The sequence below is a fragment of the Paenibacillus sp. Negev47 genome (assembly GCF_058313655.1).
The window spans coordinates 1,125,733-1,151,120 of the sequence record NZ_CM177754.1 but is presented as its reverse complement, the minus strand read 5'-3'; the positions used below and the strand labels follow the sequence as shown (position 1 = coordinate 1,151,120).

26 protein-coding genes and 1 pseudogene are annotated in these 25,388 nt (G+C 44.3%); 7 read left to right on the top strand and 20 right to left on the bottom strand.

Features of this window, described 5'->3' with window-relative positions; translation table 11 throughout:
* Positions 1-427: 427 nt before the first annotated feature.
* Both AC4G47_RS05310 and AC4G47_RS05305 read right to left on the bottom strand, forming a co-directional pair.
* Positions 428-784, bottom strand: coding sequence for a hypothetical protein (locus AC4G47_RS05310; protein WP_491105121.1), 357 nt, complete (start codon positions 782-784; stop codon positions 428-430).
* Between the two features lie 134 nt (positions 785-918).
* Complete coding sequence (locus AC4G47_RS05305) at positions 919-1,341, bottom strand: hypothetical protein (protein WP_491105120.1); 423 nt, start codon at positions 1,339-1,341, stop codon at positions 919-921.
* Positions 1,342-1,894: 553 nt separating this feature from the next.
* On the opposite strand from AC4G47_RS05305, the gene AC4G47_RS05300 reads away from it, so the two are divergent.
* From AC4G47_RS05300 to AC4G47_RS05290, 3 genes and pseudogenes are all read left to right on the top strand, one after another.
* Positions 1,895-2,278: a helix-turn-helix domain-containing protein gene (locus AC4G47_RS05300; protein ID WP_491105119.1), complete on the top strand. Its 384-nt coding sequence runs from the start codon at positions 1,895-1,897 to the stop codon at positions 2,276-2,278.
* A gap of 195 nt (positions 2,279-2,473) precedes the next feature.
* Positions 2,474-2,593: pseudogene (locus tag AC4G47_RS05295) on the top strand (excalibur calcium-binding domain-containing protein); the annotation flags it as partial.
* Complete coding sequence (locus AC4G47_RS05290; protein ID WP_491105117.1) at positions 2,580-2,891, top strand: hypothetical protein; 312 nt, start codon at positions 2,580-2,582, stop codon at positions 2,889-2,891. The pseudogene AC4G47_RS05295 and the gene AC4G47_RS05290, both read left to right, overlap by 14 nt.
* 491 nt (positions 2,892-3,382) lie before the next feature.
* Here the strand turns inward: AC4G47_RS05290 and AC4G47_RS05285 are convergent, their stop codons facing one another.
* The 9 genes from AC4G47_RS05285 to AC4G47_RS05245 form a co-directional block, all read right to left on the bottom strand.
* Positions 3,383-4,393, bottom strand: a complete 1,011-nt coding sequence (locus tag AC4G47_RS05285) for a phage lytic cycle repressor MrpR family protein (RefSeq protein ID WP_491105116.1) — start codon at positions 4,391-4,393, stop codon at positions 3,383-3,385.
* A gap of 2 nt (positions 4,394-4,395) precedes the next feature.
* A complete protein-coding gene (locus AC4G47_RS05280) occupies positions 4,396-5,721 on the bottom strand; it encodes a DNA sulfur modification protein DndB (RefSeq protein WP_491105115.1) in 1,326 nt (441 codons plus the stop codon).
* A gap of 260 nt (positions 5,722-5,981) precedes the next feature.
* Positions 5,982-6,251, bottom strand: coding sequence for a hypothetical protein (locus AC4G47_RS05275; RefSeq protein ID WP_491105113.1), 270 nt, complete (start codon positions 6,249-6,251; stop codon positions 5,982-5,984).
* A gap of 343 nt (positions 6,252-6,594) precedes the next feature.
* Complete coding sequence (locus tag AC4G47_RS05270) at positions 6,595-6,810, bottom strand: LuxR C-terminal-related transcriptional regulator (protein WP_491105111.1); 216 nt, start codon at positions 6,808-6,810, stop codon at positions 6,595-6,597.
* A gap of 246 nt (positions 6,811-7,056) precedes the next feature.
* Positions 7,057-8,037, bottom strand: a complete 981-nt coding sequence (locus AC4G47_RS05265; protein WP_491105110.1) for a YhcN/YlaJ family sporulation lipoprotein — start codon at positions 8,035-8,037, stop codon at positions 7,057-7,059.
* Between the two features lie 185 nt (positions 8,038-8,222).
* Entirely contained in the window at positions 8,223-9,236 is a 1,014-nt protein-coding gene (locus tag AC4G47_RS05260) for a DUF4340 domain-containing protein (RefSeq protein ID WP_491105109.1), read from the bottom strand.
* A complete protein-coding gene (locus AC4G47_RS05255; protein ID WP_458123889.1) occupies positions 9,233-10,627 on the bottom strand; it encodes a GldG family protein in 1,395 nt (464 codons plus the stop codon). The genes AC4G47_RS05260 and AC4G47_RS05255 overlap by 4 nt, the downstream gene beginning before the upstream one ends.
* A 4-nt stretch (positions 10,628-10,631) precedes the next feature.
* Positions 10,632-11,348: an ABC transporter permease subunit gene (locus AC4G47_RS05250; RefSeq protein ID WP_491105107.1), complete on the bottom strand. Its 717-nt coding sequence runs from the start codon at positions 11,346-11,348 to the stop codon at positions 10,632-10,634.
* Positions 11,345-12,478, bottom strand: a complete 1,134-nt coding sequence (locus tag AC4G47_RS05245) for an ABC transporter ATP-binding protein (RefSeq protein WP_491105106.1) — start codon at positions 12,476-12,478, stop codon at positions 11,345-11,347. Before AC4G47_RS05245 ends, AC4G47_RS05250 begins: the two co-directional genes overlap by 4 nt.
* 244 nt (positions 12,479-12,722) lie before the next feature.
* On the opposite strand from AC4G47_RS05245, the gene AC4G47_RS05240 reads away from it, so the two are divergent.
* Complete coding sequence (locus AC4G47_RS05240; RefSeq protein ID WP_491105105.1) at positions 12,723-13,796, top strand: glycosyltransferase family 4 protein; 1,074 nt, start codon at positions 12,723-12,725, stop codon at positions 13,794-13,796.
* A gap of 242 nt (positions 13,797-14,038) precedes the next feature.
* Here the strand turns inward: AC4G47_RS05240 and AC4G47_RS05235 are convergent, their stop codons facing one another.
* On the bottom strand, positions 14,039-15,523 hold the full coding sequence (locus AC4G47_RS05235; RefSeq protein WP_491105104.1) for a DHA2 family efflux MFS transporter permease subunit: 1,485 nt from the start codon (positions 15,521-15,523) through the stop codon (positions 14,039-14,041).
* Positions 15,524-15,773: 250 nt separating this feature from the next.
* Entirely contained in the window at positions 15,774-16,133 is a 360-nt protein-coding gene (locus AC4G47_RS05230) for a hypothetical protein (RefSeq protein ID WP_491105103.1), read from the bottom strand.
* A gap of 184 nt (positions 16,134-16,317) precedes the next feature.
* Here AC4G47_RS05230 and AC4G47_RS05225 point away from each other — a divergent pair, with 184 nt between their 5' ends.
* Together AC4G47_RS05225 and AC4G47_RS05220 are read left to right on the top strand one after the other, a co-directional pair.
* Positions 16,318-17,556: a glycosyltransferase family 4 protein gene (locus AC4G47_RS05225; RefSeq protein WP_491105101.1), complete on the top strand. Its 1,239-nt coding sequence runs from the start codon at positions 16,318-16,320 to the stop codon at positions 17,554-17,556.
* On the top strand, positions 17,553-17,723 hold the full coding sequence (locus tag AC4G47_RS05220) for a hypothetical protein (protein ID WP_458123896.1): 171 nt from the start codon (positions 17,553-17,555) through the stop codon (positions 17,721-17,723). Before AC4G47_RS05225 ends, AC4G47_RS05220 begins: the two co-directional genes overlap by 4 nt.
* Before the next feature lie 243 nt (positions 17,724-17,966).
* On the opposite strand, the gene AC4G47_RS05215 is transcribed toward AC4G47_RS05220, so the two are convergent.
* Positions 17,967-18,497, bottom strand: a complete 531-nt coding sequence (locus AC4G47_RS05215) for a GNAT family N-acetyltransferase (RefSeq protein WP_491105099.1) — start codon at positions 18,495-18,497, stop codon at positions 17,967-17,969.
* 321 nt (positions 18,498-18,818) lie between these two features.
* On the opposite strand from AC4G47_RS05215, the gene AC4G47_RS05210 reads away from it, so the two are divergent.
* Entirely contained in the window at positions 18,819-19,706 is an 888-nt protein-coding gene (locus AC4G47_RS05210) for a putative RNA methyltransferase (RefSeq protein ID WP_491105098.1), read from the top strand.
* A gap of 157 nt (positions 19,707-19,863) precedes the next feature.
* On the opposite strand, the gene AC4G47_RS05205 is transcribed toward AC4G47_RS05210, so the two are convergent.
* From AC4G47_RS05205 to wecB, 6 genes are all read right to left on the bottom strand, one after another.
* Positions 19,864-20,580 carry a glycosyltransferase gene (locus AC4G47_RS05205; RefSeq protein WP_491105097.1) on the bottom strand — a complete coding sequence of 239 codons (717 nt, stop codon included), beginning with the start codon at positions 20,578-20,580 and terminating at the stop codon, positions 19,864-19,866.
* A gap of 270 nt (positions 20,581-20,850) precedes the next feature.
* Positions 20,851-21,567: a glycosyltransferase gene (locus AC4G47_RS05200; RefSeq protein WP_491105095.1), complete on the bottom strand. Its 717-nt coding sequence runs from the start codon at positions 21,565-21,567 to the stop codon at positions 20,851-20,853.
* Positions 21,564-22,505 (bottom strand): NAD-dependent epimerase/dehydratase family protein, encoded by a 942-nt coding sequence (locus tag AC4G47_RS05195; protein ID WP_491105093.1) that lies wholly within the window; start codon positions 22,503-22,505, stop codon positions 21,564-21,566. The genes AC4G47_RS05200 and AC4G47_RS05195 overlap by 4 nt, the downstream gene beginning before the upstream one ends.
* Entirely contained in the window at positions 22,487-23,314 is an 828-nt protein-coding gene (locus tag AC4G47_RS05190; RefSeq protein ID WP_491105091.1) for a dTDP-4-dehydrorhamnose reductase family protein, read from the bottom strand. The genes AC4G47_RS05195 and AC4G47_RS05190 overlap by 19 nt, the downstream gene beginning before the upstream one ends.
* The gene (locus AC4G47_RS05185; RefSeq protein WP_491105089.1) at positions 23,311-24,297 is read right to left on the bottom strand and encodes a polysaccharide biosynthesis protein; all 987 of its coding nucleotides are present in this window, start codon (positions 24,295-24,297) and stop codon (positions 23,311-23,313) included. The genes AC4G47_RS05190 and AC4G47_RS05185 overlap by 4 nt, the downstream gene beginning before the upstream one ends.
* Positions 24,290-25,381 (bottom strand): non-hydrolyzing UDP-N-acetylglucosamine 2-epimerase, encoded by a 1,092-nt coding sequence (gene wecB, locus AC4G47_RS05180; RefSeq protein WP_491105087.1) that lies wholly within the window; start codon positions 25,379-25,381, stop codon positions 24,290-24,292. The genes AC4G47_RS05185 and wecB overlap by 8 nt, the downstream gene beginning before the upstream one ends.
* Positions 25,382-25,388: the final 7 nt, after the last annotated feature.

Here is a 25,388-nt window from a genome sequence, read left to right as displayed (position 1 = left end):
ACTGGAGGATGTAGGATCAACATACCACCTTTCTCAGTTACCCTCAGAGGGGTACTTGTTTACAACACAAAAAAGGACAGCGCAACTTTGCGCCATCCTCACATGTAGTATTCAATTTCCATCATCATTCTTTTCTGTTGCCTAATCAATGTTAACTCCTCACGTATTTCTATCCTACGTTTAATTGTTATATCTAACCTTGATCCTTCAGCAACTAGATAGCTGTATCGTGAATCAATTGTTATAGGCTTATTTAGACGTTGTTTCTTTGGCTCAATAGGTTTGGCTCTATGTTTACTACTGGGTGACTGATACGGAATTTCCGTAGTCCTCAAACTCATTATCGTTTCGAACAGTGTCTCATTACTGTGCATTGGATTTCGTTCTACTCTCTGTGTATGCTGCGCGCACACTTACGAATCTAGTTTTAATAGTGTCCAATATAACCAATCCTCCTCTTCTTCGTTTCGATTGAAAACTCTGGCGGTAGAGGTCGCAATACTTTATCAAACAAAATGGAAATCATCATTTGAAGATTATCTAGCTCTAGGCTGTATGGAGGTAAGAGTTTTGCAACAATAATATCGATTATCGTTTGATTCTTAATATTAAACTCTTTTGCTCTCTCTGTCATTTCTATGATCATGGCAATATCTAGGCCGTATGAGATAAAGTATTTGTCGACTGCTGCACGGGTCTGCTGGTATTCCTCATACGTCCAAGCTGCCTTTTCATCTGGTGGTAAGTTGTCGTAATCAGCCTTGTACAATTCTTTTACGTTCATCTGTTCTGTTAACCTCCATTCTCTTCTGTCCATCAAATGAAATAAAACTAGGATTTCACAGAGAATATTATGTTCATATAAAGTTGTTATAAGAATTATTTAACCATAGTTACAGTACATTGTTTATGTATGAATCAAATGTGAGATACATTTCCGATTGCCCTGACTACATGAATGTGTCTGTTCAGCTTTCGTTGCTCGATTAGATGCTCAATGGTTACACCATACGTCCTCATACGTTCAACGCATACAGGCGAAACCTGTTCTTTAAAGTATTGTGTGAGCGCCTTTACAGGATTGAGTAAGAACATATCTTTGAAATCCTCATCGCTCATGGGATTCAATTCAAGCTGTTCACGTCTGAACTGACACAAAAGGCTAAACACTTGAATAGATGTTGGATAAATCGGAACCCTTGCCATAAACTGTTGACGCAATTCTTGAGTTGTGAGAAGTGCTTCAATTCCATGAATAATATTCAATGCCTTTTTAGGAACTTCGCAAGCCACATATATCTCATTCAGTGTCCAATCCCGCTTTTGATCAAAATAGTACATTATCATTGTGATAACTCCTTTCGCAACATGTTGGGAATTTGCTAACCTAAAGTTGCAACAGATTTCAGTGCTACCCACGTACCGTTACGAGTACGTATACATAATTGTCGATTGATCAGTTTGCCGTGTTTATACATCTGTATCGCTCCTACTGATGAGTTTGCTTTCGGATAATTTTCCGTAAGCATATTTTACAGGTGTTACATGAAATACATTTTTACTAAGATACTATTCTTATGAATGTAAGTTACAGTACATTGTTGCTGGTGTGACTCGCTTTTAGATATTTAAAAGCGAAGTTCCGAAGTTCCGGTATGTTTTCGCTCATCAACTCATTGTTATTTAGTATCCACTTAGCTGATGAAGTAATTAAACCACATAATAAACAAATGGTCAACGTTTTTTAAGTATCACTTAGCTAATTTAGTGAAATTAAATTAATTATAAATCTAAACCTCTGATTATAACTATATTAGTTATCTGGTATAATAGTTCTAACTTTGAATATAACCGTTACAATTAAAAATTAGGACGTAGATCGGAGTATGCAATTATGGAGAGCCTCGGGGAACGTATCAATTATCTTAGAGTCACACGTAAAGGTTTAACCATGGAACAACTAGCTAACCAACTAGCCATTCCAGTCTATAGTAAAGATAAGATTATAGATCATAAGCCTGTTACCTCTGGCACAATTAGCAATCTTGAGAATAACAAGCACAGACCAAATGTTGATTTAATGGTTGTAGTAGCTAAATTTTTTGATGTTTCCTTAGACTGGCTGGTTAATGGAGAAGAGTTTGAGGGTGAAAAGAATCCTTCTCTAAGTCAGTTAATGTTAAATGACTTATTTGCAAGCATGACACCAGAACAACTAGAAGCACAGGAAAAAATGATAAATGAAATCAGAAGGAAAGCATTGAAGGACTCTGAATAAGGGTCTTTTTTATTTGTTTACTAGGAAATATGTAGTACTACACATATAATTTTGGTAAACTAACTTTGCAACTTACATAAACATTGAAGGAGTAGTCCCATAATGAAAAAGAAATTAGTTTTTACTGTGTTAGTCGCAATTTTGGTTGCAAACGTATCAATGATAGCTGCACCTAAAGCTGAAGCAAAAAAAGTGTATTACAAGAACTGTACTGCTGTTAGAAAGGCTGGCAAAGCACCTCTATACAAAGGTGAGCCAGGATATCGTAAAGCATTGGATAGAGACGGGGATGGTGTAGCTTGTGAGAAGAAATAACCTAACTAAAATTTTCAGCGCCTTAATTTGCTTCTCTGTGGTTTCTACTGTAATTACAGTTCCTTCCCTTCAGCCTAAAGTAGAAGCTGCTGCTAAAAAGGAGAGTACTGTAGCAGAAAAAGTGGCGTATTTCCAAAAGCAAATCAAGAAACTTAAACATTTGATTGCTAAATTAGAAATTGAACGTAGTACAATGGTTAAAGGTTCAAAAAAACATATAGCAAACCTCCAGCAGACAAAGAAATACACTGAACAAATCATATATTATTCAGAGAAGATCCTTGAACTATATAAGTAATGTACAAGCACTCCATTTGGTTGGGGTGCTTTTGTCTTCCACTATTGTTTGAGTGGATGTGGATGTGGATGTCTGCACATTTTGAAGAAATTTACTACACGGTTCCCCTAAATTTTCGTGGAAGCTGCCCTTCAAATTTGAGGATCAGGTACGTGTACACTGAGTACACAGTTAAACTTGCCAATTTGGTCATATAGGTGGAATGTAAAGTGGTTGATACATATAGACTTATTCGAGCAATCCCGAAATACTATGACAAATAGGTGATCGTCAATTTGACGAGAAGCATATGTTTGTAAGGATGGTTAAATTAGACACCACCTTTTAGTGTTAACCAAATTGGTTAGGACTCAAATCGAATGTCGACATTCGGTATAACGATAATCCAATTCATAAGGTCTAAAAGTCTAGGAAAAATTCACATACTTTTTCTCGAAACCGAGAAATACTTGGCAACGCAAAAAGGTTGACGCAATGTCAACCCCAATAGACTATCCTATACCGTATATTAAACCTAAATTCTCCATATTCAGAAAGCCAACTTTATATCTTGAATAGGCGTACGAACCATCTGGCTGCTTACCTACGTTATAATGCTCACAGATCGTATAGTATTCTTCTCTCTCCAGTTTTCCACGCTTGATATACAAGTCTCTTGCCATTTTTAGCATTCCACTATTTCTAAGGTTAGTAACCGTCAATAAAGGTAAGCTGTGCCATTCTGCAATTTTAGACAATCTAGACTGAACAAGATATTTAGATGCTGGTTCATCTATCCCTTGCTTAATACTAGAATTAACAGCAGATCTGATTATATAGTCGTTATCAATTAACTCATTGGAATCGCTTTTGATATGTGCTTTGAGAACACCATTATTTTTGATGTATTTCTCTTCTGTGTTAGCTATTCTTAGAATGTTGTACAGAAAATTTGATATAAATATCTCTCTGCTTTCTCGGCCTTTACGAGTATCATCATAAAGCGTTATTTTAAATTCATCCTCTGATCCAGTTATGTGTTCCATCTTCATATTAAGCAATTCACTGTTTGCCTTACCCATTATTCCCTCAAATAGTGACTGTACAATTAGCTTATCCTGAAAATTTAAACATCCATCTACAACATTCCCAATGTCTTCTTCACTGAACAGTACTGCTCTGCTATCATCTACAAACTGGATGTAAAAGTCATTTCCATAAACAGCGTCAAGTGGATTTATATTGTCCTTACGCAAATCTTGTTCTATCGCCCATCGAATATAGTTCTGTATAATGCTTCCTGTAGTTTTAACAGTAGCAAGTTTAGTGGATTCTAACAGGAGTAATACTTGTTTGATTTCATTTAGATTAAAATCATATAAATCCATTTCTAACCGTTTTTCAATAACAGATGCTCTACGAAGCACCCTAGAGTATGCTTCTTTTGTATTCGCATTCTGTCTTTGCAGAAATCGCTCTTTCTGTGACTCATTGTAAAGATTATCATCGTATATCTTTTTCACTGTTATTCCCCTCTGAGCGTAGATTCAAAGTGATTAATTATTTGATTACGGATACGTTTGTTTCCTGCTAGTGTTTTCTTAGCATTGAGAAGCAGTTCAAGTTCTTTATAGTCAAAAATAATACTTTCGATATACTTCTCTATCTGGTCTAAGCCTATATCATGATCTTTCATGAACTTTGAAAGTACAATGTATCCTATAAACATTAATGGATGGCTCATAATTGGAGTTTTACGCTTATTAGCGTCAATTGAGAACTCATCTGGATAACTACCAACCAAATAAGTAAAGAAATCATTGAGATAATTTGAAGTTTTAATAACGTCTAACTGTCTGTCAAAATGATAAATGCGATCAATTGAGTAACTCATGATATCAAAGGTGGTCAACTCTCCAGCTAATTCATTAACAGTTGTTGATGAAGCAATCCGTTTCCCTATCTCTGACTTCCGCTGGAGAATGGCAACTACCTTGTCAGACATTTTTTCCTGTGACAACTCATCTCTTCTTTCTTTCTTCAACACGTTAATTGTATTGATCTGTCCAAAATACTTCTGAGCTGTCTCATGGTCATATGACCTAATGGAGAGTATCATGTCTAAATCTAAATTAGGATTCATTTGTAATGCTGATATAGCACCCTGTAAGCGGTGGAATCCATCAAGTATAGATATAACTGCCCCATCGTTAATAGTTAGTATTCTAGAGTCCTCGTAGAACGTCACAGGATCAACTTCTGTAGAATATACGTTTAAGGTAATCATATCCTCAAAGTAGTGATTATCAGCCATTTTAGTTGCAATCCTCTTAACACTTGTCTTATTAACAATTGGTGTTTTGACGACTCCTCCAGACTGGTTAACTGTATATTTAGCACCACGTTGAGTTTCGTAATCGTAAACAATCAATTGACTTTCAGACATTTTTACTAAATCTGCAATCGCAATCTTGGTTATGTAGCTGTCAAATTTAAGCATGGTAGTGTCTGAAAATGAAATAGGTAATTCCATTCTTTTCTGGACTATTGAATTAAGGTTATCCTGAGCATCTCTAATCTCACGTTTACCGAAAAGTTGATTTGGATCTAATTGCTCATTACCTGTCACACTAAATAAAGCTTGGCATACACCGTACAATATTGAAGCGTCAATTTGTGTGATGTATTGTACAACGTACTCTTCTTTTTTCAGGAGTGAGTCAATTACTTCTACAGGAACATTAAGCTCAATGAGTTGATACTTGAATTGATATTTGAGTTTCTTAGAGGCGCTTATTTCTTCAAGTTGTGTATTAATTAAATGCTCAATATCTGATCTATCTCTCTTCATGTACATTAGCTCCTTCCATACATATAGTATGGTATCACAATTACACTAAAATAACATGGTATCATTAAAATTTAGAGGTGTCACTTGATGACACTTTTTTGAGTGGATTTTGCACTTCCGTAATTCGGAACCACAGTGTCACCGGGTGACACGATTGTGAAGGGATAGGATTGTCCATGCTGGAGTTTTAGGAGTTGAGTAGTTTTAAAAAGTAAGCAAACAAAAAACAGCCGTGTGAGGGCTGTCTAGGCTGTCTGATATTATGCATTTTTATATCTTTGTTTGGTACGATCTATTTTATAATCAGCCAGCACATATTTAGAGTAAATCCCCTGTCTCATGCATTCACCACAATATGATCCGACTTCAGTTTGACTTAAACGAATATTTTTTTGACATCTGCTGCAATTGCACTTCAAAAGTCCATTTCTCAGCTCATCATATTTCTTAACAAGAGCTAATGTCTTTCCATTAGTGTAACCTTCTTTAACCCGTTGCTTTTTACGATGATTGTTTGGTTTAAACCTCACTAAAAGAACCAACTCCTTACGTTTTGATTCTTTCTATTGTAACACGTTTCGACATAATACCCTAAGTTTTTACATCATAAACAAAATAAAAAAGCCCTCTAAGGGGCTGTATTTGAGAAGTCAGGCGGTGTAATATTCATTAACTGATTCAATGTCGTTTCAAGTATTCCGGTAAATCCATTTGCGAATAACTTGTGTGTAGTTACATTGGGAATCGAGTAAATTAGTAAACCTATAATAACTGCTAAAACAATAATTCTTGGTAATTGGGTTGTGTCAAATCTAATGCGTATGGTATCCATCTCCCTTGATTGTATAGGGATATTATACCATTTACTCGAACTCACTTTCTACTCTGTACGTAACTGCCTTGAGTAATATCTATTATGCGATTATTTTCAAACTGCATCACATTCGAAATATGGTTACGCACCGTTTTCTCGCTGATGAATAACTGCCCTGCGATGTCACGCGTTGTTTTGTCTTGAACTAGTAATTCGAATACTTCGCGTTCACGGTGGGTCAACAAAAATTTGCTTTTATGATCGATACCCTTCAATGTTCACCCCTCCTTGCTCGGGTTGTGTTGGTGTAACAAGGTTAAGGGGATACAGTCAACTCATCTTATGTCAGGTCAAGGGCGTTGGTTCAGTTTTATAAGAAAAATGGGCAATAATTATGTGTTTCACTGTCCCAATAGAACATGTTCCAATTTTTTATGTAAAAATTATTTAAACCAAACATGCCCTTGCAGCTGATGTTGTCATCCCCGCAAAGGCACATTGGTTATTTGTCTGATTCTAAACTACCGGTTCACTCGATTCATCATGCCGTCATTATTATTACGGTTCATCAGACCATCGTTAAGGATGCCATCACGGTTATTTGTATCTGTTCCGTTCGTTGGGAAAATGCGCTCTACCATCGATTGGAACGTATCGATCATGCCACTCACCGGTTTACCATTACGCATATCTGTGGCATAGTTCTCCACATGCTCCACAAACTCCGGATTGGCTGATACATATACATTCTCGATGTTCGGTGCAAACTGCTTGATTTTGGCTGAAATCTTACCTTTGATCTCATCCGATGTGTTATCGTCCGTGCTATTTACACGTTGGCCTTCACTTTGCATTCCTTCGTTCATCGTATTAGTTCTGCCACTGTTCGTCAGACCACGCATCATACCAACTGTACCTGTGCCCATCGTGCCATAGATGCTGCGGTCATTCCCCATATGCCCACGATCTGTTGCTGAGCCCGTGTTCAATCCTGGAGCAATTCCGCTGGTACTGTATGGGGACATGGTTCCCGTGCCGCCATTCACACGCATACCACCCATATCTTGATTCATGTTTCCACCACGCATGGTATCACTGGCATGATTACGCATCGTTCCACCCAGCATGCTCGTACGACCATTCGACTTGTTATCCAACTTGCCTGCATGACCATCTGTCAGACGAACAGCGACATACGCATTACGATCCGTTAGCATGACACGGGCAGATTGAACTTCCTTCATCTCCGTAATGCGTTTGGCCAGCTCTTCACTGGATTTCAGGTCAGTCACATTATGCATACGATAGCTTTGCGCACGAATACCATCCATGCCATTCGTTTCCACACCATAACGGTTAATCCCGTTGGATTGCTCACGAACACTTTGCGTATGCATATTGTTGGTATCCCGATTCGTACCACAACCTGTCAAACCGGCCATTACAAAGATTGCAGTAGACAATGATAACGTAATAGCTGTTGCCTTTTTGACTGCTGGCATGTACTCATCCTCCAATGTTTGTTGGTTTTGGTCACAAAGATAGGATGCGCTTCTGTACGTACCGATATGCTGAAAGGATATGGTACCTTTCCCTATAAAAAAACAGTGCCGCTTATTCGCAGCACTGCCTTAAGGTAACTTGAATTTCATTTTAAGTTTGTCATACTCACTTTCTTACTTAACGTTCATTCCTCGTCTGATGAGGAATTCGTTGACTCATCTGCGGCATTCGATGACTCTTCTGAAGAAGTTGTTGATGCTTTAATCGTATCCGGGAATTTCTCCGCTTCCGACAGACTCGTCGCATCCATGACATATGCCCACTGACCATCCGGCGTAATGACCCAGATCTGATCCGGTTCGGATGGCAGTGTAAGCCCCCGGTACACATCTCGAACTTGTTGCCCACTTACCGTCTGTTCAACAGACAGGGTGAATCGGGGAACAGTACCCTTCAGCTCCGAAGCTTTGCGCACATCATCGGCTGTAGACAGGTTTTTGATTTTGCCAATGAGCGATACGGCATCTGTGGCTTCAATGGATTTTCCATTCAGTGTCCAGACCTGCTCTGCCGCACCATCCCCCGATGTCGATTTCAACATCCAGGTGGCAGCTTCACCCTCCCACTCCAGAGAAGCAACATTCGTCTCATCCATGTTAAAAGGGGTTGTATCCAACAGATTACGACGTGACAAGTTGATGTTGGTCATCGTCTCTGTCTGCACGGCAACCACGGGGCCCGAATCAACGCGCACATAACGTGCATCATCTGCTGGAAGCTGGCCGCCAATAGCCAGTTTAATCTCCCGGTTATCTTTTAGTTTGATATCGATTCGTGTAGCATCTGTTCCTAATCCGTACTTATTCAGATCCGTCGGTGCTTCTTCCACCAACAGTTCCTGGTTCGCACCACTCAGAGCATCCAGCCAACTGCTTACACTGTAACCGTTCAGAGGATAGGCTTTCGGTTCAACCATCTGCCAGACGCCATTCTCAAGCTCTACAGTCGACGATGCTACTGCACCAGTTGTATCCTCCGTTGTGTCATGTATCGTGATAGATTGGATGTCCCCGGACTGAATGCCAAGCAACTTTTCTTGTACCGCTTCTTCTTCCCGAAAATAATTTTGACTGGCTGCGTACACCCAACCCACAATCAGTACGATGACCACCAATATCGTTGGAACCCATTTTCTCATACCCGTCTGCGCCTCCACCATAAGAGTACACCGATTATAACAAAGATAAGCGGGAACGCGACAATCGCCACGAAGAAGATCGTTCTGGCCTGTTCACCATTCAGATATGCCATCTCATAACCGGCTTGTACCCGTGGGCGAATCGTCAATCCATCTTCTTTTTCACTCAAATAGTTCACGGTATTCAAAATAAAATCCCGATTACCGCCATTCGCAATTTCCGAATCCTGCATGAAAATGGACGAGCCCAGAATAACCGCCTTCGGTTGGCCATCCGTCGTATCGGCTGCATATCCTAGTTCCACTGGACCCTGAATGTCCTCTTCCGGATCATTGGTCGTTTCATTTTGCAATAAGCCGCCGATATTTGTCTCACCGTAACTATCATTCGAAGAATGAATTAATGGGGAAAGTGTATATTTATCCTGTTCTTTGCTGGTCAACGCAATCGACAGCGACAACATCGGATACAATTGGCTGGCAGCGAGTTTGTCCGTGATTGCATGTGTACCATACTCTGGTACCACCCAGAGGGGCCCCATCGTACTGGCCTGCTGATTATCCACCATGACCGCATGCTCATCAACAACGCCATAGTCAGCCATGAGGGCATCGATGTTTTTCCAACTGGATTTCATATCTTCCACGAATCCGAGGGATAATAACAACTTGCCTCCATTACTCAGATACGTGCGAATAGCCTTCATTTCGGTATCACTGAGATCACGTTGTGGCCCAATAATGGCCAGCACATCTGCATCTTCGGGAACCTTGCCAGCTTGATTCAGCTGCAATTCCTCCGTTTGCACATTGTTCTGTTCCAGGGAGGACTGTAGCGTAGTCATCTGAGCGAGACTCAGCTCTTCATGCCCAGTCAGGAATACCATTTTGTGCATCTCGGTAGAGGACATATTCATTAACGCCTGCGTTAACTTCTCCTCACCTGTGAACTGATATGATCCATCACTGCCGTCGCCTGTTGCGGTGAACAAACTGGCGATATCAATCACTTTGTGTTGATCTCCTTGCTCAAGAACAATGGAACTTCCAGTTATGCCGTATTTGGATGCAAGCGCAGGTTCCTGCGTCAGATTATACTGTTTTAGCTTCAACTTGCTATTGCGTTTCGTGTATTCCTCCACCATATCCGTGACTTCACGGTTCAGGACGGTATTGTTGGTATTTTCGACGGTTAACACCAGAATGTTGACGTCATCCTTCACATTTTTGATCGCAGTAAGAGACTGGTCAGATAACGTATATTGTTTGTTCGAGGTTAGATCCAGCTGAAAACCGCCAAGTGAATTCAGGAACAGTGTTAGCAAAATAAAGATGCCAATCACCGCTACGGACAGCACGGTACTGTTGGTATGACTTAACCATTTTTTCATTTTCTCACCTCCACCGCTTCCGTTCCACAATTTGAATGCTTAACAGCAGAAACACACCCGAAAGGGTGACATAATACAATATATCCGGTCCACTGAGCACACCTTTCATGAAGCTGTCGAACCGGTTGGTCAGAGCAAACGGATCCAGCCACTGTTGCAAAGCAGATCCCGTATTGCCTGCGAATGAATCAAGCATCCACAAAACGAGCAAAATAATAAAACCAGCGACCGCAGACACCATCTGATGCTGGGATAACGTAGAAGCGAATAGTCCTATCGCCATCATGCTTCCGCCGAGGAAGAACAGACCCAGCGCAGACATCCATACCGTCGTCATATCCAGTGTCCCATAGAACGACATGATGAGGGGGTACACCAGACTGCACAGAATGAGTACGACCAGAATGGCGAGAGCAGCGAGATATTTGCCGAAAATAATTTCTGTGACACGTGCCGGAGAAGTTAGCAATAATTCATCCGTTCCCTGTCTGAATTCCTCTGCAACGAGTCGCATCGTTAATAATGGAACTACAAAAAGCAGCATAGATAACGTGTCCCCCAGTACGAGACGATAATCGACAATGCTCGGCTGATAATACACGAAGCTGGAGTAGAACAACAGACTGGTCATCAGTACATATACCGCAAAAGCAAAATAGGACGTCGGGGACAGAAAATAAGCTTGCAGCTCTTTGTTGCATACCGCCATCATTCGTCTCATTTGGAGTCCTCCCCTTTGCGAGAATGGGGCGAAGTTTCCTCTGATGTACTCGCTGATGTTCCCGATATACTCGACGAGTCGATGTCCGAAGTTACGTCCCGATCCGTTTGTGCCCCTGCAACCTTATCCACATCTGCCGAATTCACGTCCGTGTCTGTTGTTTCGGTTGTAGTCAACTTCAGGAAGATCTGCTCCAGACTCAGATTCTCCTTCTTCATCTCCAGTATCGGTAATCCTGCACCGGACAAAAGGTAGAACAACTCTTCCCGAAAATCTTCCGCGCTCTCTCCGGTGAGCAGCATTTTAACCGTATCCACTGAACTTGATGTAAGTGAAGTGTCTTTGGCGGTATTCGTATCCGATGCCTGAATGACTTCACTCCGTACCTTCTCCCATGGTGTCAGCACATTATGTAGTTGCTCAGCAGTGGCCTTCACTTCAATCGAAACCTTGAACTCATCCCCCATTGCTGAGCCGAAATGCTGTGGTGAACCATCCAGCACAAGCTGCCCCTGATTAATGATCAACATTCGATTACAGAGCGTGCTCACTTCCGGCAAAATATGCGTACTGAGCAGTACCGTATGGTTCTCGCCCAGTTCCCGGATCAGATCCCGAATCTCGATAATCTGATTCGGATCAAGTCCCGATGTTGGCTCATCCAGGACCAGCAGATCTGGCTTGTGAATGATGGCTCCCGCCAGTCCAAGACGTTGCTTGTACCCCTTGGACAATCCACGCACCAATTGTTTTTCCCGACCCTGAAGTCCCAATCTGCTAACCATCTCACTGACCCGCAACTTAACCTCACGGGCCGGGACATCTCTCAGATTCGCTACGAATCGGAGATAGGACTGCACTGTCATATCCGGATAGAGGGGCGGCGTTTCTGGCAGGTACCCAATCTTCGAACGAACACGCTGGCCCTGCTCATGCACCGATGCACCATCCACCATAATGGAACCCGCGGTTGGATGCAGATAGCCCGTAATCATACGCATTGTAGTTGTTTTTCCGGCACCATTGGGCCCGAGAAACCCGACAATCTCACCACGTTCCATGGTGAAATCGAGTTGATGCACGCCGCGCTGCCCTTCGTACACTTTGCTGACCTGTTTCACTTCGAGCACATCATTCATCCTTTCCCGTTAAAATACCCGTGCACCATCATTACAGTAGATGTTGGGCACGGGAAGTTCCTTGTATCTTACGTGAACTATCCTAAATTCAGCTTAATGTCACTTGAAAGAAAGCTTAAAAATAATTGTCTAAAATGTGAACATTCGCAGTAACACCCACACCCTGCGCTTAAAGCCAACGTACCATAGAGTACAGGAGAATGTGCTCCTGACCAAAAGTCAGAGGGTGAATCGTGTGAAAGTATTATTCACGTTTTATGTTCCAAGCGGTGGCGTGGATACGTTAAATCGACTGCGCACCGCCGTTCTGAAACGTCATGGCATAGAAGCGCACTTATTGTATCTCATCACTGGATCGGGATTACAAAACAACAGTGATACGCCCATTTTCACCGCGTCCAGTGACGAGGATATTCATCATTTAATTCAGACACATCATTATGATGCCATCATTGCCACATCAGATATCGCTATGCCCGGCCGCTTGAGAGGACTCGGTTATACCGGACGAATTATTTTTGAAGCCCAAGGACTTGGAACGCGCGATCAGGCTCTGGAAACCATCCAAATGGCTGTACCTTACCTTCAAGCCCACTGCGATGCTGCTGTTTTGCCCCCCACAGACCACCTGCTGGATATGTTCATTCATATCTGCCCTTGGCTTCATCGGTTTGTGATTCCCAATATGCTGGATACGGACACCTTTGCCCCGATCTTGGTGGATACCCCACCCTATCCGGTACTCGCATGGGTAGGCCGACTCGAACACAACAAAAACTGGCGTGAATACCTAACCATATCCAGTGAAGTCATCAAAAAAAATCCGCAAGCCAGACTATGGTTGTTCCACGATCCCACTCTGGCTAATCCTGAAGATGAAGTCATTTTCCGGCATATGCTGGCAGAATACGGGCTTGAAGATAAGATTGGCATCTTCATCAATGTTCCCCATTCTCAGATGCCTACCTTCTATTCCATGATTGCCGCTTCAGGGGGCATCATGTTATCCACTTCCCTACTTGAAGGGTTCGGCTATGCCGTCGCTGAAGCCATCTCTTGTGGCTGCCCGGTACTCAGTACAGATTCGGACGGTGTACGTTCATTTATCACACATAACATGACTGGAAAGTTCTATCCGATTGGCAATGTCATGGCAGCTGTCTCCGAAGCAATGGACCTCATGAACAACAAGAAACTGCGTGAATATATTCGCATCCAGGGCAGACAGCATATGAGCTTGTCTTTCTCACCAGATCGGTATGCCGTTTCTTTCCGTGAAATGATGACCGCCTTGCGTATTTTCCATTGAGGATCGCAAAAAGGCAGCTCAGAGGGATGCTCTGAACTGCCTTAATAGTACGTGTTCAAAAAGTTTGGTTTTCAGTACCGAGAAGATGGAATGAAGATAGAAATGGAGTAGCGGAGCGTAGGAAACTACGTGAGCAACGGACATTTCGGCTGAATTTCAACTTCGATGCTGATGTTGCCGCTAGGCATGATTCGTAATCAAAAGCGGACTTTTTGAACAACCTCTAACAAGGGTTGATATTTTTAGTGTCCCATCATCATTGCAGGATCAGGCTCGTCGCCATTCTGAAGGTCTTCCTTCGGCATTGGTTTCGGTTTGCGCAGGATCAGACTGAGCAAACATCCGAACAATGCAATACAAGCAGCCAGGAAGAATGTATCATTGAAGCCACCCACCAGACCTTGCACTATAGCCGTCGGCTCCGTACTTGTTGTATTGTCTGCGATTCTTGAAGTAAGGAAGCCCGTAAGCCCTGCAACTGCGAAGGATACGACCACTTGCTGTGCCGCAGCCGTGAGCGGTGTAACCCGTCCAACCAACTTACGTGGTGCGGCATTCAATACATGCGTATTGAGCGGCATCATGGACAAGCCCATACCCAGGCCCATCATAACCAGAGCTGTAATAATCAGACCAAGACCTGTCTCTGCCGTGATGGAGGACAGAATAAATAATGCACCCGAGATAATGCCCAGACCCACGAAAGCCAGAGGTCTCGCGCCAATTTTATCAAACAATCGACCGCCGAGCGGCATACCCACGCCGGAAGCCAGAGCCTGTGGAAGCAAAATAAGTCCTGTCTCCAGCGCAGTGTATCCTTTGATCTGCTGCAAATAGAGCGGGATCAGAATCATCGCACCGAACAGCGCCACTTGTGACACCCATGCGAGAACAATCCCCCGCGAGAAGTCAGATGATTTAAACACCCGGAGTTCCAGCAACGGATTTTGATGACGTAATTCTACAATAATGAACAAAATGAGCGCTACACCACCCACAATTACACCCGTCAGTGTTGTTGCAGATGTCCAGCTCGTTCCACCCTCACTCACACCATAAGCGAGCATCGAGAATGCAATTGGAGCCAGAATCATGCCGAGCAGATCCAGTGCAGGCGTGCGTCCACGATCCGTATCAGGCAAGAACTTGATACATAGAATGAAAGCTGCAATACCAATTGGCAAGTTGATCAGGAAGATCCAGTGCCAGCTCAGTGATTCAATAAACCAACCGGACAATACCGGACCCAATGCAGGGGCAAGCAGCATGGGAATTCCGAGCATACCCATGATGGAGCCTCTTCGCTCAGGAGGAGCCAGACGAAAGACCATCGCCATACCAATAGGAGCAACCATGCCTCCACCGAGGCCCTGAATGATACGGTAAATGATCAATTGCTCAGGTGATTGAGCAATCGAGCATAATACAGAACCCAAGGTGAACATGACAATCGTGAACAGAAATACTCTTTTGGCACCAAACCGGTCAGTTAACCAGCCTGCCAGTGGAATAACCGCAGACAAAGCGAGGGTATAACCCGTAACCGTCCATTGAATGGTCTTTAGATCTGTCTCAAAATATTGAACCAGATTCGGAATGGCCACGTTCACCACCGTGCTGTCCAGAATGACCATAATCATTCCGACGATAATGGCCAAGAGTGGCAGTATAATCGTTTTGATTGAAAACTCTGCGGGCTCCTGGGATACTGTTGTTTGTTCTTTCACGTTCTCCACACTCTTTTCCAGCCAGCCGATCACAGGTTTATCTCTGCGTCTTGCTCAGCCTATATTTTACGGCTAATTTCAAACTATCGTTTTAAACTTTCGTTTAACACTGATCTAATTTTAATGAAAATACCTTTGCTGTCAAGCTATTTTTTTAGAACTTTCTACTATGAATGCACCACAAAAAAATGGAACAGGTACTTCCCTGTTCCACACATTGGCTGATCATGCCTATTCAATGATATCCATATCAATCTGCAAGTTTAATCATCTGATATTCTGACAGTATGCCCAACGTCTGACCGTGAATACTCCTGCAATACATTCGAATAACCAGATGATTCGGTGCTGAACTGTTGCTGATGATCCTCATTTCATAAGGCTCGGATGACACATCCAGATTATGAATGACCTGGTTACCACCCGCTCCCCCCGATCCCGATCCGATATGAAAAAGATGTCGGAATAGCTCCCCGTTGATACTGGCCCCACCAACAAATACATCTGTCCCTTCCTCTCCGCCAACATAGGCTAATTCCACGTCTATATATTTCACTGGAACAAAAGTCTGTAGCAGATTCTCATGAATTTCGAGTACATATGCGGCCACTATAGATCCCTCCTTCATTGCATGAAACTTCCTGTAGATAGGATATGCTTCCTCTCGTCCATTGCCATTTGCATTCACCCATTTCCAAGCAATTAAACGGAAATGCCCGACCTTCCGGTCCTCTTTTTTCATAGAATAAAAGGATAGAAGCTCGGCCTATGGAGGCCGTGACAAGGAGGTAGCTATGAGAGTTCTGCTCGTTACGTATTGGGAGCTTACACATATGGGTGGAATATGGACATATGTCAAACAGCTGGCTGACAGGCTGATCACACTTGGTGTTGAAGTTGATATCATGGGCACGAATGGTGCCAATAACGAAGTATATATTCGTAATCTGAACCGGGCATTCTCCAAGGATAAAGTGTGGCCTATGCTGCAAGCGAAGCTCAATCCGACCGATCTGCCACAATTCACAGCTGATCCTCTTCTGGCTTATTATGAATTGAACAGATATGCCTTCGAGATGGCCGCCGCTTATCTCGGGGTGGACCACTATGATGTCATCCATGCGCAAGATCCGGTAGCTGCCGTCGCCATAAAACGCATCTTGAACCGCAATATCCCGCTTGTCACCAGTTATCATGGAGCACTTGCACGCGAAGCCTTCTATGATGCTCAAAATTCCAACCCGCAGCTAACCCTCCCTGCATATTTGCAATCGAAACGCGGACGTTATTTTCTCTCATTGGAAGAACGAAGTGCAGCCCTGTCTGAGCTCATTCTGGTGTCCAGTCATTGGATCAAGAGTACGCTTACAGAGCTTGCGGTTCCCGAATCGAAGTTCCGGATAATCCCATATGCCGTGGATCTACCGGCCTACCGTGCATTAGCAGCGACGAAGTTCCGCCAGCGACCACCCACCGGCAAGAAAGTCATCGCCTTTACAGGAAGGCTTGAATATATCAAGGGCGTTCATGTGTTAATCCAAGCCTTAGCCAGTCTGAAAAGTAAACGTTCTGATTGGGTCTGCTGGATCGCAGGAGAAGGCAATCTGTTTGATGAATTGCGGGCCCAGGCCACGGCGGCTGGTATTTCAGCCGATGTTGTGTTCTGGGGCAAGCTGGACAATATTCCTTCCTTCCTGCGACATGCCGACATTTATGTCCAGCCAAGTCTGCAGGACACGCAACCTTTCTCCGTGACCGAAGCACAACTCGCGGGTGTACCCGTTATCGTCAGTGGTACAGCCGGCATGCCTGAGATGGTTGAACCCGGACGTACAGGATGGGTCGTTCCTCCGCAGGACGTTGATTCCCTCCGTGAACTGCTGCATGCACTTCTGGAGGATGATATTACCCGTAAACAAGTAGGGGCTGCGGCCAAAGCCTGGGCCGAACAAAACCGCTCTCTGGAAGAGATGGGACTTCGTACATTACATGTCTACCAGGAAGCCATTTATAGAGGAGGGCATTCCATATGACACTGCTTGTGCCTAGTGATTTGTACAATCGCTGGTTCTCTACGCCTGTCTCCACCCCTCACATTGACGTGGATTACGCTACAATGAATGAACTGATGAAGAAGCTTCCCAAAGGATACGTATTTCCTGATCCTGCATCCATGATGATACTGAATTCAAAAGATTAAGTTTCCACTACCACGCCATGTTTAAATAACATGCCTGAATACCAAACAAGGGGCTGTCCATATGTCATAAGAATGACAGGGGACACCCCTTATTTACTTTCATGTGTCTAACGAATCCAGAACACGCTATTTGCTTTCTTTTGCGCATGTCTGACTTATAACGAATCACAGAGACGTTATTTCGTCCATCATGGTCAGTTTTCCAGCTCGAAAGGCTTGGAACTAGGGAAAATCCTGATCTTTTTAATCTGCTGCCAATTTGGAATACATACTCAGATCGTTGAACGTTTCGCCCGTCCTCTCGTATGCTCTAAGTGTTCCTTCAAATGTAAAATTAAGCTTCTGTAAAAGCTTGATCGAATTCACATTCTCGGGATCAACCTTTGCTTCAATTCGATTCAGCTTCAAAGTCGAGAATGCGTGAGTTAACAAAGAAAAGATCGCTTCTGTAGCGTATCCTTTCCCCCAGTGGGATCTGGCAATGTCATACCCAATCTCTGCTTTTAGATTTTCAAAATCCAGCGAATTATAACCACAGGAACCAATGATTTCATTGGACTCTTGTACAATGATAGAGAACCGGATAGCCTTGTTTTCCTGAGAAAGCTCCTCCAGAAGATTAATCATTGCTATGGCTTGATTTTCATCCGTAAAACTACTAACATTCATAAATTTCGTAACATCCGGATCAGACCAAATCTTAAACAAACTGGCCGAATCCGCTACTTTCATTTTTCGCAATTGTAACCGTTCTGTGTGTAACTCTGTAATCAATACTTTTACCTCCATCAGTTTATTAATAGTTAGGTTTAAGATATTGATATCTGCGCATAGTCCATTCCCTTCTGTGTACAATTACGTTTCATTATACAGGGAATTATTCGTGCAGGTATTTTTATATAAGCGAAACATGTTAAACTAATAGTGTTCAAAATGTATTTCATGAAGGAGAGTTTGACCATGATCATCCAATTCATTCGCTATAGGTAATGTAAGGTGCAGATCACATAACCCGGCAATTTTGACAAAATAGCTAGGGTTTGTTTGACTGTGCCTTTTTCCATTCACCTATTATGAATGAGAGGGTGCTTCTTTGTGTTCCAAAAAAGTAAAAAGTTAATCAGTGCTGCAATACTTGAAAAGCATCAAGACATATTTAGATGTCCGTTATGTAAAAAAACAATGCAAGTTGTCTATTTACAGAGTTTAGTATGCAGCAATCATCACTGTTTCGATATAGCAAAGCAAGGATATGTAAACTTATTGTCCCGAGGTATGCGTACGAAATATGATAAAAAGATTTTTGAGTACAGAAGATTAATCAGTAAAGACGGTATATTCAATCCATTATATGGTGCGGTAAGTCAGATTATAATGAATAACCATTTGAGCAATGAGCCGATAAGGGTGCTAGATGCAGGTTGTGGAGAGGGGTCTCACTTAAATAACATACACACCGAAATAAATCGAACAAAACCTATGGATCTATTGGCTGTAGGAATCGATATTTCTAAAGAGGGAATTAGTTCTGCTGCAGCAGAAAATCCAAATGCTATCTGGTGTGTCACGGATATTGCGAACTGCCCCTTTCAAAGTCAAAAGTTCGAATTCATTTTGAACATCCTTTCGCCAGCCAATTATTCGGAATTTCAGAGGTTATTAAGTGATCATGGTTTGGTGATTAAAGTCGTGCCTACTCAGGACTATCTAAAAGAGTTAAGAGAAATCCTTTATATGGGGTCTAAGAAGCAAAATTATTCCAATTCACTTACAATCAACCACTTCAAGAAACAATTCAATTTAATTGATGTTGAGAGCATCCAATATCAGGTGAACTTAAATACACAATTAATCAAACCGTTGTTGGGTATGACGCCATTATCATGGGGGACTTCTGAAGAGCGCATTGAAAAAGTTCTTCAGTTGAATCTGAAGCAGGTCACTATGGACTTTAAAGTTCTAATCGGATCGGTGAAAAATTAACATCACATGATTAATTCATTAAACTAACGGTAACCGTTAGTTCTATAATCTAGGAGCAGTCTGCAGTTTATAAGCAGGCTGCTCCTTTTTCAGCATGAATTTTGGCAAATTTAAGTCGCCGGTATTCAATATGGAATTTGCACTCGGTTAAATATTCTTACTTCCAATATCCGCCCACATGCAGCAGATTAAGCAGCGTTGGACGATGCTTCGCCTGAGCCCGCTCCATCTCGGCCACCAGTGCTTTGAAATGGCGTTTGGTCCCCATCGACTCATGCAAACGGTAGCACATCAGCGGTTCATTGTAATAGAACAGCTCATACATCGGAAATAGTCTCATCCACATCTCATAGTCATGCGTGTAGCGAAAATCGGTATCGAACAAGCCAAACCGCTCAAATGCATCCATCTCTACCATGACAGTACAGCCGTTGATCGGACAACCTTCGAGCAGTACCTGCAACATCTCCAGACGGCTCCCCACTTCAGGCTGCACTGTATCCAACCACTCACTGTTTGCATTCACATAATGGTAGGCACCGTGACAGAATGAAGCCTTGACCTCGCGCATAAACTTCAGTTGCTTCTCCACCCGATCCAGCAGCATGACATCATCTGAACTGAGCCAGACAAAATATTCCCCTGTCGCCTGCTTGATCCCCTCGTTCAATGCTGTTGCGGTTCCACCGTTTTCTTTGCGAATATAGCAGATAGAATCCATGAATGGTTGTAGCTTCTCCACGTGCTCCGTTGACCCATCATCCACCACGATGACTTCAATATGCGGATACGTCTGGTGAATGGCACTGTGAACAGCCTGCTCGATATACGCACAATTATAAAAAGGAATGACGATCGATACTTTCGGCTCCATTCGGGCCTCCCCTTCCTCCGCTTGTCTCTGCACAGCCATTGCTTTTTCTCTATTATATGAAGAACGTTTCAATCGGTATCGGACATCTGTAGTGCTGTATAAGCACATTTCAATACGGATGGCCAGCATATCGGCTCGCTAAACTTGCATACTGAAGCGTGTGATATAAGAACCGTCAATCGCTCTCCCACCGTCACTATTTTCGGCAAAATTGCTGCGCAAAGAGGGCGTTAATCAGCCACCTTGCGGCCTCATAACTGCCCTCCTACGCTACCCGCCAAGCGCCGCTATACGCTGCAATAACGGTTCACGATATCTGGACCATACCATGGATGCCTCTCTGCCGATGACATCCGCATGACGAACTGATCCCATTCCTCCATGCCAACGATACGCAGTAAGTGGCTCGTTCAGGTAAGGAAAACGATGACCGTTCAGAAGAATACGCAGCCAGAGATCCAAATCGTGCGTATATGGCAGCAGCTCATCGAACAGACCTACCCCGCTGAACAGATCCTTGCGGATCATGACGGTACAACCGTTGACCGGATTGCCGTTAACGAACAATCGCAGCCAATCCAGATCGGCCATCGGTTCAGCTCCTCCGTTCAACTTGGTCACGGCAGAATGTTCATTGATGTAATGAAAATTCGTATGAGAAACCAGCACATTCTCGCTTTGCATAAACGCAAGCTGATGCCGGATTTTATCAGGGTACAGATAATCATCCGAACTAAGCCAAACCACATATTCACCAGAGGCATGGCGGATGCCATGATTAAGTGCCGAAGCTGTACCTCCATTGCTTTTGCCAAGCACATTAATATATGGAAGATAGGGCTGAAGCAACTCCGCATGCCGGGTAGCGCCGTCGTTCACGACAACGATCTCCACATCAGGATACGTCTGGTTCAGTGCACTCTGAATCGCCTGTGGCACGTAAGGGCAGTTGTAGAACGGAATCACAATGGACACTCTTGGACTCAACTTGTCGTCCTCCCTTGCTGGGCACGAACATCATTCAGAATATCCTGTAGCGATGTGGCAAATGGAATCAGCGGCAGCCAGCCTATCTTGCGCAGCAATGATAATTCCTCCTGCTTCCCCGCACCATCCGGACCGGAAGACGCTCCATCCCAGCGAACAGGGACTTCTGCTTCTGTCATGGACAACAGCAGATCTGCAATTTCACCAAGACTGCGCTCGACTCCGGACACCACAGGATATACCGTACCACTGGTTCCGTGTACCAAGAGAGTCGCATATGCCCTAACGGCATCCCGCACATCCAGAAAGTCACGAGTACTATCTCGCCCGGACAGGCGGAATGCCTCGGTTTTGCCCGCCTGCTCACAGGCAACAATATGACGTGCAAGCAGTGAACAGATACCTGTGGATGGACCGGCTCCGATTAGATTGCCCGGCTCCGCCAACATAATTTGTTGTCCAAAGAGCGACATCCAGGACAAAGACACCATCTCTTCCAGTGCTTTGCTGAGACTGTACGGGTGCGGAGGCTGGGGAATCCGGCCGGGTTCCGGCGTATATTTTAACCTTGATCCCACAATAACGGTGCGTGCTGCCGGACAACTGCGAAGCGCATCCAGCAAATACAGAACGGCCATTACATTGGTCTCCAGGACCAACAATGGGTCTGCCCACGAATCGGGTACGGAATTTTTGCCGGCGAGATGCAGCACATAGTCGGGCTGCACCTTGTCGATCAGATGACGCACTTGCTGTTTATCATTCAGATCACAGACATGGACTTGGGCGCCTTTACCGAATGAATACACGTCGGGTCTCCGGACTACCGCTGCAACCACTGCACCTGCTTCCCCAAAATAAGACACGGCATGTCGCCCGGTAAATCCGGAGGCGCCTGTGATCAGTACTTTCTTGCCTGTCAGCTCTGCTCCATCCATAATGCCAGCTCCTTCAGCATTGTAGAATAATCCGGCAGGTCTGTCTTCACATCCTCGCGAGTGGACACCAGCGTACGGTCCTGCACCATACTGTCATCACGCACAATCGTCACATCCTGCTTATCCCAGGTCTGCTTGAACAACACAAGCAGGTCATGCTTGCTCACAGGTACCGGATGAGCCAGGTGGATGAGACCACTAACGGATGAAGTCAGGTAATGGTCTACCCATTTGGCCAGCTCAAGCGTGGTCACACCGTTCCAGAATACGCGGGTATATCCGCCAACTTCACCTGTCCTGGACATAAACCATTGCATCAGACCAATGCCGCCTTTCCGAATCTCGGGTCCAATGATGGACGTACGGATCGTCAGATGGCCTTCATCCTGAACTTCGCCAAGTGCTTTGGTGATGGCGTAAGCAGAGGTCCCGTCTGTGACATCATCTTCCCGGTATGCTCCCCGGTCCCCGCTGAACACACAATCTGTGCTGATATGAATCAGACGTGCACCAACCGTATCCGCAACCCGCCGCAGACGATGCGGCAGGAAACCGTTAATATGATATGCGGTAATTTTGTCCTCATCTGCGAAGCTGTTCAATACACCTACAGCATTTATAACCACATCCGGGTGCACCGCTTCTACCATTCGGTCGACCATGAAGCTGTCGTTCACATCCAGGAGCAGACCATACGGGTCCGTGACATCCCGAGTTGTGTAGAAGACGCTGTGTACACCTTGACGGCGGAAATAGTCGACCAGAATATGGCCGGCCATTCCGTTCCCACCAAGTATCAGCAGTTTCATGACAGGAATCCTCCGCGTTTCAGAATTTCACGAATCTCCTCTTTGGTCATCAGTTGATGTTCTGAACTGAAGCTGTTGAAGGAGACCGGAGGACAATTCGTGTAATGTTCACGTAGCCCCGGTATACCGAGTGTTGGGAGAATGACCAGGTACTGCTCATCGTAAACAACGGTAGTCATGCTCTCGAATTCACTCATCAGTATTTCATGAATTTTCTCACCTGGGCGAATACCACGTTCCACAATGGCCACGTTATCCACGCCGGAATCCTCAATCAACACTTCAGCGAGATCCACGATTTTGCATGTCGGCATCGTCATGACAAAGATCTCTCCACCGACACTCTCCACCGATGCTTTGAACAGCAGGGTAATCGCGTCCTTCAAGGTAAGAAAGAATCGAGTCATGCTCATATCCGTAATGGATACCTGGCCTTTTTGGCGGATCTGATTTTTGAACAGATGCACCACACTTCCATTTGTTCCCAATACATTCCCGCCCCGCACTGTAACAAACTTGGTATCGCTGTGTAACAAGTTCGCATATACGATTAATTTCTCGCCGATGGCCTTTGTCATTCCATAGAAGTTGGACGGATTGGCAGCCTTGTCAGTCGAGATATAGATAACCTTTTTCACCCTGTTTTCAATAGCCGCCTCGATCACATTCTGTGTACCAATGACATTGGTTTTGAGTGCTTCGTACGGCTGATCTTCACACACCGGAACATGCTTGAGCGCAGCCAGATGGAATACATAGTCCACATGCTGGCAGGCAGCCGTCAAGGCGTCCTTGTCACGGATATCTCCAATCCGGAAATGAAGACGCGAGTCTTCAAATTCACGACTCATGGCCACTTGGCTGGACTCGTTCCGGGAATACACAATAATTTCTTTGGGCTGCTGGGGCAGCAGTTGAGCCACAAGTTCATAACCCCATGATCCCGTACCGCCAGTCACGAGTATACGCTTATTTTCAAACATGCATTTTCCCTCCAAGCAGAAATTTAACCACTTTACTGGATACGTCTGTTGCTTTGTAACCTTGCGGGCAGTCCCAATCGCTAGACATCTGAGTCATGACCTTCACACAATCGGCGATACGTGCCGCATCCAGACCGGAGACCACATTGCTACCGCAATCTACTGTTTCCGGGCGTTCTGTCGTTCGACGCATGGTCACGGTCGGTACACCCATAATGCAGCACTCCTCCTGCACGGTACCGCTATCCGTGAGTGCACAGCGAGCATGACGTTCGAGCATTACAAAGTCGAAGAATCCAAACGGCTCATGAAACTCCACCAGCGGGTTCATCTCCAGTTGCAAATGTTCCGCAATCCGGATCGCTGTTCGTGGGTGAATGCTACAGATCACACGCAACCCATGTTCCTCAGCGACCTGGTTCAGTCCTTTCATAATCTCCAGCAAATGAGGAGGGTGATCCACATTCTCAGCCCGATGGGCAGTAACCAAAAAGTATTGCCCGGACTTCAGCTTGAGCTTCTTGAGTATTTTGCTGGAGCTTACCTGTGCGTCATAGTGCTGCATCACTTCATAGATGGGATTGCCCGTGAGCACGATCCGCCTGCTGGGCACCCCTTCGCTAACCAGATGTTTCTTGCTCTGTTCCGTGTAAGGCATATTAATGGTGGAGATAGCATCAATCACCTTGCGATTCTTCTCCTCAGGCACATCCAGGTCGAAGCATCGATTGCCTGCTTCCATATGAATAACAGGAACGCCCATGCGCTCAGCCAGCACAGCACACAATGCGCTATTGGTATCTCCGAGCAGCAGTAATTTATCGGGCTTCTCCTGTAATATCAGATCTTCCATCTGTGTAAACATCGAGGACAGCTGCCGTCCCAGGGAGGCCGCTTCATCCTGGAGAACGTAATCCGGTGCACGCAGGCCCATTTCCTTGAAAAAAAGACCGCTGAGACTTTCCGTGAAGTTCTGTCCCGTGTGTACCAGAATATGGTTGGACGCGTACTGGTCCAGCTTGGAAATGATCAGGCTGAGTCGTATGATCTCAGGTCTCGTACCCAGCACCGTCATGATCTTCATCGTAATC